Origin of the sequence: Kocuria gwangalliensis, assembly GCF_039544365.1 — a bacterium.
Lineage (GTDB): Bacteria > Actinomycetota > Actinomycetes > Actinomycetales > Micrococcaceae > Kocuria > Kocuria gwangalliensis.
In genome coordinates this window covers 174906-186070 of sequence record NZ_BAABLN010000014.1, presented here as the reverse complement: position 1 = coordinate 186070, position 11165 = coordinate 174906, and the positions used below count along the sequence as shown (strand labels likewise).

Below are 11165 nucleotides of genomic sequence, written 5' to 3'. Positions count from 1 at the left end.
TCCTCGCGCTGCGTCACCAAATCACTGACCTCCAAGCCAACCTCATCGACCTCGCCCGCCGCAGAGGACTCCTCCAGCAACGAGCCAAGACCAACGCCGTCTACCTCAGCCGACGCAAGATGGGATCACCGAAGCGGGCAAAACCAGATGAGTCAACGACTCAATCCACGCGGGCATCTTGACATGAGTCAACAGGATCCAGCCCGCCAACACGTGCACCTCAGTTACCCAGCAGGCTCCGCCGCTGCATCTCCAGGTCCAACAGCTCACGTTGCAGCTGCTGGTACAGGGCGGATTCCCGCTGCGGATCGGCGCGGTTCAGGTGCGCGAGCTTGTCCGACTTGGCGCGGTTGATGTGCATTTCCACCAGGCTGGTCAGCACACCCACGGCGTAGTTGCGGACCTGCTGTTCGGAGGAGGCGGGCAGCGGGGTCACCGACAGCTGCGCCAGGTAACCGTGCAGCGGTTCGGGCAGTTGCCCGCGCACGTGCTCCAGCCAGCCGCGGCCGCCGCGTGGGTCGTTGACGTCGTACTCGGGCCGCGCGGCAACGATCGAGTCGTGGAGCGCTTGGTGCACCGGGTAGCGCATCACGGCGGAGTCGAAATGACCCCAGTACGCCTCGGGTACCAGATCCGGAACCTGCAGAACGACCTCCAGCGCTTCGCGTTCCATCCTGGCCACGGGCTCACGGGGATTGGGCAGCTGAACCTCCGCCGGACGTTCCTGCTCTTGAGAATCCCCGCGGGGATGTCCTTGACGCTCGCCGTCGCTTCGAGCTCGCCCTGACCCATCACGAACCGCCGAGAACTGTTGCGAGTCGTGGTGTTGCGGTGTCCGCTGTTGCTGCCCTAGCCGCTGCGATGTCGAGCCCCGCTTGGTCGCGGCCGCCACCGCCCGCATCACCTCATCGGTCTCGATGCCCAGCCACCCGGACAGCTCCCGGGCATACGCCGGGCGCAGGGACGAGTCGCGGATCTGCGCCACGATGGGCGCGCACGCCCGCATGGCCCGCAGTCGCCCTTCCAGACTGTTCACGTCGTAGTCGCGAATGGTCGCCTTCAAGGCGAATTCGAACAACGGGGTCCGGGTACTGACCAGGTCCCGCACGGCGGCGTCGCCGCGGGTCAGCCGCAGGTCGCACGGGTCCATGCCGTTTGGTCCCACGGCCACGTAGGTCTGCGCCACGAACCGCTGGTCCTCCTGGAAGGCGCGCAGCGCGGCTTTCTGTCCGGCGGCGTCGCCGTCGAAGGTGAAGATGACCTCTCCCCCGGCGGAATCGTCGGAGAGGAAACGGCGCACGATTTTGATGTGCTCCGCCCCGAAAGCGGTACCGCACGTGGCCACCGCGGTCTCGACACCGGCCAAATGGCAGGCCATGACGTCCGTGTAGCCCTCGACCACCACCACCTGCTTGCCCTTGGCGATCGCCCGCTTGGCCAGGTTGATGCCGTACAGCACCTGAGACTTCTTGTAGAGCTGAGTCTCGGGGGTGTTGAGGTACTTGGGCCCCTGGTCGTCCTCGTAGAGCCTGCGCGCGCCGAAGCCGATGACCTCACCGGCCACCGCGTGAATGGGCCAGATCAACCGGCCACGGAACCGGTCGTAGAGACCCCGATTGCCCTCCGAGAACATGCCCGTGAGCTTGAGTTCCTGGTCCGTGAAACCCCGGTCCCGCAGGTGTTTGAGCAGGTTGGACCAGCCCTTGGGTGCGTAACCAATGCCATAGGTGCGCGCGGCGTCGTCGTCGAAACCGCGTTCGCCCAAGAACTGTTGGGCGGCCGTGGCCTGCCGGGTGTAGAGGTGGCGCTGGAAGAATTCCGCGGCGATCTTATGGGCGTCCAGGAGCCGCTGCCGGCGCCCCACTTCTTCGCGCTTGGGCCCCGAGCCCTGCTCGTAACGCAGCTCGTAGCCGATGCGCCCGGCCAGCCGTTCCACCGTTTCGGTGAACGGCGTGTGATCCATTTCCATGAGGAACGCGATCACGTCACCGGATTCGTCGCAGCCGAAGCAGTGGTAAGTACCCATGTGCGGGCGCACGTGGAAGGACGGCGTGCGCTCGTCGTGGAACGGGCACAGGCCCTTGTAGGAACCAATGCCGGCGGGCTTGAGGGTCACGTACTGGTCGACGATTTCCTTGAGGTCGGTGCGTGAGCGCACCTCGTCTATGTCTTCTCGTCTGATCAGTCCCGCCACGCCTCTCATCCTAGGCAACGCGTCAAACTCGCCAGACCGCGGCGCGGGTCTGTGCAGCCCGGACGCGAGAGAGCGGCGTCGCCCGTCGGGACGACGCCGCTCTGATCAGTCGCGGAGCACGCGGAACCTAGCGCGCGGGAGACTCCTCGGGATCGATCACGACCCGCTTGTCGACCGGATCCACGGTCTTGGTCCCCAGCATGGAGGCGCCACCGAGCGCACCCACCAGGGCAAAGGCAAAGAAGCCCCACGGGTAGGCCAGACCCGCGGTCAGCAGCGTGCCGCCCAGAATGGGTCCGCTGATCGCGCCCAGTCGGCCCACGCCGGCGGACATGCCCAGCGCCGTGGCGCGGACCTGCGGCGGGTGGTTGGCGGCGGTGAACGCATACACGAGCACCTGCGAGGAGAACACGAAGCAACCGGTCAGGAACACCATGATGTAAATACCGAACACCGGCAGCTTGATGGCAAGGGCCGCCAGCAGCACGGCCGACGCCGCGAACCACAGGATGCCCGCCACTCGCGGGGTGATGCGATCAGCCACGCGCCCGCCGATCCACAGGCCCAGCACGGCACCCACGTTCAGGATCAACAGGAAACCCAGCGCGTTGCCCAGGTCGTAATCCGCGGCGCGCATGATCTGCGGCAGCCACGTGTTCAGGCCGTACACCAGCAGCAGACCCATGAAGGACGCGGTCCAGATGAACGTCGAGTTCCGCGCGTACGTGCCGCTCAGCAGCAACGCCGCGCCCTGCTTCGCGGGCTTGGCATTCTCGCCACCCGCGGTCGACGACGCCGCACGGTCCGCTCCGGCCACACGCGTGGCGTTCGCGGCGTTGGGGAGTTCGAGTTCCACGTTGTAATGCGCGGCAACCGCGCGAGCGGCGTCGTAATCGCCCCTGGCCGCCAGGTAGGACGGTGACTCGGGAAGGAAGAAGTACATGAGCGGGACCAGGATCAGGGCGGGCAACGCACCCACGATGAACATGGTGTGCCACGAGAACTGCATGAGGACCCAGATGGCCAGGGCCGCGGTGAGTACGGCGCCCACGTGGTAGCCGGTCATCATCACGGTGGTGGCGTTGGAGCCGCGGCCCTTCCGGGCGAATTCATTGACCATGGAGATGCCGGTGGGCAGGCAACCGCCCAATCCCAGACCGGCCAGGAAGCGCAGCACACCGAACCACAGCACGGTGGGAGCGAAGGCCGCGGCAAAGGTCAGGGCGGAGAAGATGACCACGGCGCCGATCAGCATTTTGCGGCGGCCCAAGCGGTCGGTGAGCCACCCCATGCCGAGCGCGCCGATCATCATGCCGAACAAACCGGCGGTGGCCACGGCGGTGCCTTCGCCGGTGGTCATGTCGAAGGCTTTGTCCTCCAGCAGGGTGGGCATGACCGCACCGAGGACCACGGCGTCGAAGCCGTCCAGCAGAACCGCGATCCAACACAGGGGCGCGACCCACAGGGGGGATTTAAGGATGAGGCCCTTGCCGGACGTGGTGCCGGCGCGGGGTGAGGAGGCTGTGGAGCTCACGAGGAATCTCTTCTGATAGGGCGACAGATCACAGTGATACTAATCGCACGCCGGTGTTGCCCCGGCCACAATCCCATTGAATGAGATGAGCCTCACCAGAGGGGTTTGTCACCGGTGCGCCAGTTGGCACCGCGGATCCTGTCGTGGAGTGCAACCGCTGACGTGTCGGTGAGGCACGCGACCTGATCGACGACCAGCCGCAGCCGCGCCGCCTCCGTTCCGGGTCCATCACCGATCTCGCGCCAATCCCCCGTGAATTCCGGGGAGAGGAAGCGGCCGTCGGTTTCCATGAGCGCATCGACCAGGATGGTCAGGATCTCGTTCTGGTTCTCATACAGCGGCTGCGCAGCACGCACCGTCATCACGAACGCCGTAGCGATGCCCTTGAGCACGGCGATCTCCAGGCCCGTCTCATGCGGCACCACGAGCTGTGCGCCGTACCGGGTCAGCTGCCCGTCGCCGGCCACGTCACGCGTGGCCTCCACCGCGGACATGGCGAACCGGCCGATCAACTGGCTCGTCATGTTCTTGAGCCGCGCCAGGTCCTTGCGGGAACCGTTCATCAGCGGAATCCACACCGGGGAGTCCTCCAACCGGCGCAGGGCGGCGTCCAGTTCCTCCGCCGTGGCCTGGGGAAGGTACCAGCGCTGGGTCCATTCAATGACGCGAGCTCGCGCAACGGGGTCCGCGAGCTGACCCAGTTGCAAGGCGTTGGAGGCAATTGCATCCTCCACGTCGTGCACGCTGTAGGAAATGTCGTCGGCCAGGTCCATGACCTGGGCTTCCAAGCATTTGCGGCCCGCCACGGCCCCTTCTCGCATCCAGCGGAACACCGGCAGATCGTCCTGGTACACCCCGAATTTCCGATTGGGTTTCCCGTCCGGGCGAGGTGGCGCGTCCGTGGCGCTCCACGGGTACTTGCACGTGGCGTCCAGGGTGGCGCGCGTGAGATTCAGGCCCGCCGGGTGACCGTCCCCGCTGACGATCTTGGGTTCCAGGCGCACCAGCAATCGCAACGTCTGAGCGTTGCCCTCGAAACCGCCGATCTCCCGGGTCATGGCCGCGAGCGCCGTTTCACCGTTGTGCCCGAAGGGCGGGTGCCCCAGGTCGTGAGACAGGCACGCGGCATCCACCACGTCGGGATCGCACCCCAGAGCCTTGCCCAGTTCGCGTCCGATCTGGGCGACTTCCAGGGAGTGGGTCAGGCGGTTGCGGACAAAGTCATCCGTGCTGGGGGCGACCACCTGGGTCTTGGCCGCCAACCGCCGGAGAGCGGAGCTGTGCAGCACACGCGCACGGTCACGTTCGAAGTGGGAGCGGTGCCGGTTGTGGTGGTTCTCGGCCACGTACCGTTCGGCGTCCTCGTAGGCGTATCCGGCGGGCAGGATGCCCAAACGGTCAGGGGTGTGCAATCGGTCAGCCTCCGGAGACATCGAGTTCGGCGTGCACCAGTCCCAGACGTTCGGCGTCGCCCAGGATGCGGGAGTCCAACCAGCCGTCCGGGAGGTGGGGTTTACGGGGGTTGCCAGCGCGGCCACGAGGGCCTTCCACGTCCTGACCCGGGTACGGCAGATCCAGGTCGAGCTGGTCGAGCAGTTCACGCAGTCGGGCCAGGCTGGGCACCTGCGCCATGTGCGCGCGCAGTTCGCCGCCCACCGGGTATCCCTTGAAGTACCAGGGCACGTGCTTGCGAATTTCGCGGCACCCCTTGGCCTCGTCACCGAACTCCTCGGCGAGCAACTCGGCGTGCCGGTACAAAGTGTCCGCGACCTTGCGGACCCCGGGCCTGTAGCGCTTGGGGCTGCCCTCGAAGGCCGCCTGCAGGTCGCCGAACAGCCACGGGCGGCCCTGGCAACCGCGGCCCACCACCACCCCGTCCACACCCGTCTGCTCAACCATCCGCACCGCGTCCTCGGCGGAGAAGATGTCACCGTTACCGAGCACGGGGATGTCCGGGAGCGCCTCGCGCAGCCGGGCGATCGACGCCCAATCGGCCTTACCGGAGTAGTGCTGCTGCAGGGTGCGGCCATGCAGAGCCACGGCGGCCACGCCCTCGTCACGTGCCATGCGGCCCGCATCCAGGTAGGTCTGGTGCTCGTCGTCGATGCCGATCCGCATCTTGATGGTCACCGGAATATTCGCCTCGGAGGCCTCCCGGACCGCCGTGCGAATGATTGCCCGGAACAGGTCCGTCTTCCACGGCAGAGCGGAACCGCCGCCGCGTTTGGTGACCTTGGGCACCGGGCAGCCGAAGTTCAAATCAACGTGGTCCGCGCGATCCTCCTGCGCGACCATGCGCACGGCCTTGCCCACATTGACCGCGTCCACACCGTAGATCTGGATCGAACGCGGGGTCTCATCCGGGTCGTGGTGGATGATCCGCAGCGACTCCGGGCGGCGTTCGACCAGGGCCCGCGCGGTGACCATTTCCGTGACGTACAGTCCCCCGCCGTACTCGCGGCACAGCGTGCGGAAGGACTTGTTGGTCACCCCCGCCATGGGTGCCAGAACCACGGGCACGTCAATGGTCAACGGTCCCAACTGCAAGGGTTTCAGGTTCAACACGGCCGGCTCCCGGTCCGCGGTCTCAATGTTCGTGGTGCTCATCGTGCGCCATTGTCTCATTGTTCGCGCTGCCGCGCCGAGCTGTCCACGTGTTCCAGGCGCACCGCGAGCTTGAATGCCCTCACCTGTTCGTCGCGGCGGCCGAGGGTCTTGTACACGGCCCCCAGATCACGCAGGCACTGCACCCACTCGCGCGTGTGCGCCTCCGGTGCCGGCAGCGCGGGGTAGAGGTTACTGGCGTTGTAGAGGGCGTGAGCGGCGTCGTTCCAGGCCATCATGTCCTCGGAGAGCGACGCGAGGCCCCTCCAGCACAGGATCTGACCGGCAACGTCTCCGCGCAGCTCGCAACCGGCGAGGACCTTGTCGTAGTGGTCGTTGGCCAGCCTGCGCCGGCCGGCAGCCTGTGCGGCCGTGGCCAGGTGGGAGGTCCACCGCAGGTCCTCGCGTGAGACGAACTCCACACCGGCTCCGGTGCTCGTGGGCCGCGAGGGGTCCACCCCGGCCGCTGTGGCTCCCTCCTGGAACTCGCGATAGGCATCCCACGGGCGCCCCGCCAACAGCAGGACATCGCCCAGATTCTCCAGGCACCGCACGCGTCCGCCCACGGAACGAGCCGAACGCGGAGCTCGCCGGTACTGGGTCGCGGCCAGCCGGTAATGGTGTTCGGCACCCGGTAAGTCGCCGGTGTCCCGGGCCAGGTCCCCCAACGACGCCGCCGCATCGCCGGCCACCAACCACACCTCACCCAGGCGCGCGGTACGCAGGGCGGCCTCGAGGGCCTCCCTGGCCGCTGCCGTGTCCCCGGAGTCGCGGGCCGCGAGTCCGCGCTTGAGTCGTCGGGTGGCACTGGCCGCTGCGAACACGGGTGGCTCCTAGGGGTGAGTGACATTCATGGCAGAGGATCGCGTTGTTTCTCGCCTCATTCTGGCCAACCTCTGCCCTAAATGTTCAGCGGCGGGGTCGTGTCATGGGACGCGGGCGCTTCAGAGGATCCTGCGGCCCGCTTCGGACGGTTGCAGGGTCAGGAACAGCGGTTCCCGGAACCCGTTGCGGGTAAAGCACAACTGCACGGCGGCGGCCAGCCTTTCCACGGACTCCAACGGCACCAGGGCAATCACGGACCCGCCGAATCCACCGCCGACCACCTTGGCGCCCAGCGCACCCGCGCTCAGACAGCCGTCCACCGCGGCATCGAGCTCCGGCACGGTGACCTGACAGTCATCGCGCATGGACTCGTGACCTTCCACCAGCAAGTGACCCACACGCGACCAGTCCGGCACGTCGCTGCGCATCTCGTGGGCGATCTGCACCGAACGAACCATCTCGGTCATCGAGTGCCGTAACCGCAGCCGGGTCTTCGCACGGTCCTCGGTGAGCTCCGCGCCCGCGTCGAGAAGGTGATCGAAGCGCGCGAGGACGGCGGCGGCGTCGTCGGGCGTGGGGGCCTCGGGAAGCGCATCACGCAAGGTGGGCAGGCCCAGGACCGCGGCGGCGGCCTCGCACTCGGCGCGGCGGGAGCTGTACTGACCGTCCGCGAGCTTGTGCGGTGCCCGGGTGTCGACAGCCAGCCAGGTGAGGCCGGCGAGGGCGGGATCGGCGGGCAAGCGTGCCACGTCGAAATCGCGGCAGTCCAGCGCCAGGATTTCCCCCGCGTGGGAGCGCAGGGACGCCGTCTGGTCCAGGCCACCCGTGTTGGCGCCCACAATGTGGTTCTCCGCCTCTATGCAGGAGCGGGCGAGGGCGCGGCGCTGGGGGTCGTCCGGGTGATCCTGGCCGGTGTTCAGTGAGAACAGCGCGAGCGCCACGGAGCACTCGAGAGCGGCGGACGAGGCCAACCCGGCCCCGATCGGCACCGTGGAGTCGACCATGAGGTCCGCCCCGAAATCGGCGGCCAGTTCGAGCTCGGTCACCGCCACCGGGTGCGCGGACTCGCCGCGCGCCACCCGGTTCATCCCCCAGGCAACACCGGCCACGTACCCGAACCAACCCGGGATGGCCCCGGGGGCAATGTCTTCGATGCGGGTGGATTGCGGGCGGCCATCGGCCACGGACTCGTCCGCGTCCTGCATGGACTGCGCGTTGAGCACACCGTCTTCGCGAGGTGCCGCGGCGGTCAACGTGACGTACTGATGGGCGAACGGGAGGCACATGCCGCCGGAGAAATCCACGTACTCGCCCATGAGATTGGCTCGGCCGGGCGCCGCCCACACGCCCACCGGCGCGCGGCCGTAGGCCTCTTCGAACTTCTGGCTCAAGCGCTGCGCTCGCTCGCGGACGTCCGGCTGAGCGACCCAGCGCGGGCGCGCGAAGTCTTCCGGCGTAGCGGTTTCGCTGAGCTCACAGGACACGGGCGGATTCCTCACATGGCATGGGCACCGGGGTACGGCGGACGGGGCTGACAAACCATTGTCCACTACCCGGTGCGGAAATAATGTTCCAGCTCCTCCAGGGTCTTGTCCTTGGTCTCCGGAGCCACCCGGTACACCCACACCAGCGCAATGACCTGGAGGACCACGAAAATCAGGATCGTATAGGCCACGCCCAACGAGTCGGTGAGGATCGGGAACGTCAGACCCACCACGAACGTCATCATCCACAGGATCCACGCACACACACCCATACCCACGCCGCGCACATTCAGTGGGAAAATCTCGGACATGTACAGCCACGTCACGGTGCCGATGCAGCATTGCATGAACCCCACGAACACCACAATGCACGTCAGAATGACCCACGCCCGCGCCGGGTTGGTGTCGGGAATCAGCAGGTAGGACAGCGCAAAGGCGGTCAACGACGTCGTTGTGCCCACCAACCCGGTCAGCAACAGTTTCCGGCGGCCCACATATTTGAGCAGGTACATGGCCAGCCCCACGGCCAGCACACCCACCACGCCGGGGATGATGTTGGCGTAGAAGGCACCGTTGCCGCCGAAACCCACGTCCTGGAGCACGCTCACGCCGTAGTACTGAATGGCGTTGATGCCGGAGATTTGGTTGATGACGGCCATGGATGCGCCCAGGATGAAAATCCGCCGGATCCACGGCACGCGCACCAGGTCCGTGATCCGCGCGGCGGGGCGGTTCTCGTCCTCTTTCGCCAACCGGAGCACGGTCTGACCCTCGCCCGGGTCATACGCCTCTTCGCGAATCCGGCGGAGCACGTCGAACATGCGGTCCACAGAACCGTTACGGGCCAGCCAGCGCGGGGATTCCGGCACAATGATCATGCCCACCCACAGGATCAACGCGGGGGCCGTGGCGAGCACCAGCATGTAACGCCACACGTGGGGAACGTGAGCGAACGCGGTGGCCAGGCCGGCGTTGAACACGAACGCGAGAGCCTGCCCACCCACGATCATGAGCTCGTTCTGGGCCACCACCCGGCCACGCAGATGCGCCGGCGCGAGCTCAGCCAGGAATACGGGCACAATGACGGAGGCCGCCCCGACCGCCAGGCCCAGGATGCAGCGGAACGCGACAAGGACAGTGACGGTCGGCGCTGTTCCACACCCGATGGTCGCGATCACAAAGATGACCGCCAGAAACAACAGGACCCTGCGGCGACCGAAGTGGTCCGCCAGTTTGCCACCGAACGCCGCACCCCACGCCGCACCGAAGGGCAGGATGGACGCGACCAGACCCTCCAGGAACGGAGTGAGTTGCAGGTCCTCCACCATGGACGGCAGCGCACCGTTGATCACGCCGGTGTCGTAGCCGAACAGCAGCCCGCCGAACGTGGCCACCGTGGCGATCAGTCTGAGCCGCCCGGTCATGGGCGGTTTGGCCTCCGAGTGCACCGTGTGTAATGACATGGCCGTCCTTTCGTCATAGAACGTCATACCATTGACGGCCACCCGGTGGTTAAACGCCACCGCAGCTGAATCACACTGGTCCGTCCCGGAAGACGATTAGTCGACCAGCGTCACCGTTTCCGCGACCACGTGCGCCACACCGGCCTCGAGCAGGTTGTCCACCACGGCGACCAGCGAGGCCATGGAATCGTCCACTTCGAGTTCCACCGGGTAGTCGTTGACCAGGAGGGCCAGCAGCTTCTCCACGGCCTCGCCGGTTTCCGCCTCGCTGGCCGCAGTCCCGGGCACATAACCCAGCAGCACGTCAGCGGCCTCGAATTCGGCCGGTTCCTGATCCGGATTGTGCGGGTCGAAGGGGCGGTAGCTCACGGCGAAGGCCGAAATGGGGTCCTTGCCGCCGGCAGCCGCCGTGCCGTCGCGCAGCACCACGGCACCGAAGGCACCGGCCTTGTCCGAGAGCAACTGCTGATTGACGGCACCAATGCCGATCTCGCCCACGGGATCCCACTCATGCACGGATCGGTAGAAATCCCACACGGCGCGGATGAGTTCCACGGAACCCGTCGCGAGGTCCGCCACGGCCTGAGCGGGAGTTCCGTCCGCGTTCTGCCCCAGCGTGGGCATCGGCAGCGCGCCGGCGGCCACGCGAATCACTCGCGAGCGCATCGCGGGCCGCAAGCCTTGGGCCTGCGCGAAGTGCTCCCCCGCGGACCCGGGGGTCACGCGGGTGCGCAGGGCACTGACGCCCGACGGCGCTCGCTCGGCTTCCGCTCGTAACCGTGCCACGAGCTCGCGGCCAAGGCCTTCGCGTTGGCGATCCGGCGCCACTTCCACGTAGGCCCACTGTCGCTGCGGGTGCCACGGGGATTCGTACACGACCCCGGCCGCCACGGGCACACCGGAATCGATGGCCACCAGTGTGCGGGAGAAAGCGGTGCCCTCATTGGCGCCCAAACGGGCGCGGAAGGCTCGGGCCGGGGCCGACGGCGCGTCGGGCCAGACCTCCAGGAGACGGAGGTCGTCGTCTTCGCGCCACGGACGGTACTCGATGCTCATGCGGT

The 11165-nt window shown here is 67.0% G+C and carries 9 protein-coding genes; 1 reads left to right on the top strand and 8 read right to left on the bottom strand.

Annotated features, from left to right (window positions below; genetic code table 11):
- On the top strand, window positions 1-182 hold a 182-nt coding region (locus ABEA06_RS07105; protein ID WP_345311032.1), incomplete at its 5' end, for a hypothetical protein.
- A 38-nt stretch (window positions 183-220) separates the two neighbouring features.
- Here ABEA06_RS07105 and dnaG read toward each other — a convergent pair.
- From dnaG to ABEA06_RS07065, 8 genes are all read right to left on the bottom strand, one after another.
- A complete protein-coding gene (gene dnaG, locus ABEA06_RS07100) occupies window positions 221-2194 on the bottom strand; it encodes a DNA primase (protein WP_345311031.1) in 1974 nt (657 codons plus the stop codon).
- Between the two features lie 127 nt (window positions 2195-2321).
- Window positions 2322-3728: an MFS transporter gene (locus ABEA06_RS07095; RefSeq protein WP_312397797.1), complete on the bottom strand. Its 1407-nt coding sequence runs from the start codon at window positions 3726-3728 to the stop codon at window positions 2322-2324.
- 92 nt (window positions 3729-3820) lie between these two features.
- Complete coding sequence (locus tag ABEA06_RS07090) at window positions 3821-5161, bottom strand: deoxyguanosinetriphosphate triphosphohydrolase (protein ID WP_345311030.1); 1341 nt, start codon at window positions 5159-5161, stop codon at window positions 3821-3823.
- Complete coding sequence (gene dusB / locus ABEA06_RS07085; protein ID WP_345311029.1) at window positions 5145-6335, bottom strand: tRNA dihydrouridine synthase DusB; 1191 nt, start codon at window positions 6333-6335, stop codon at window positions 5145-5147. Before dusB ends, ABEA06_RS07090 begins: the two co-directional genes overlap by 17 nt.
- Before the next feature lie 14 nt (window positions 6336-6349).
- Window positions 6350-7156 carry a hypothetical protein gene (locus tag ABEA06_RS07080; protein WP_345311028.1) on the bottom strand — a complete coding sequence of 269 codons (807 nt, stop codon included), beginning with the start codon at window positions 7154-7156 and terminating at the stop codon, window positions 6350-6352.
- Between the two features lie 120 nt (window positions 7157-7276).
- Entirely contained in the window at window positions 7277-8641 is a 1365-nt protein-coding gene (locus ABEA06_RS07075) for a galactokinase (protein ID WP_345311027.1), read from the bottom strand.
- A 65-nt stretch (window positions 8642-8706) separates the two neighbouring features.
- Window positions 8707-10104 carry a sugar porter family MFS transporter gene (locus ABEA06_RS07070; RefSeq protein ID WP_303383281.1) on the bottom strand — a complete coding sequence of 466 codons (1398 nt, stop codon included), beginning with the start codon at window positions 10102-10104 and terminating at the stop codon, window positions 8707-8709.
- Window positions 10105-10200: 96 nt separating this feature from the next.
- Window positions 10201-11160, bottom strand: a complete 960-nt coding sequence (locus ABEA06_RS07065) for a GNAT family N-acetyltransferase (protein ID WP_345311026.1) — start codon at window positions 11158-11160, stop codon at window positions 10201-10203.
- Between the last annotated feature and the right edge of the window lie 5 nt (window positions 11161-11165).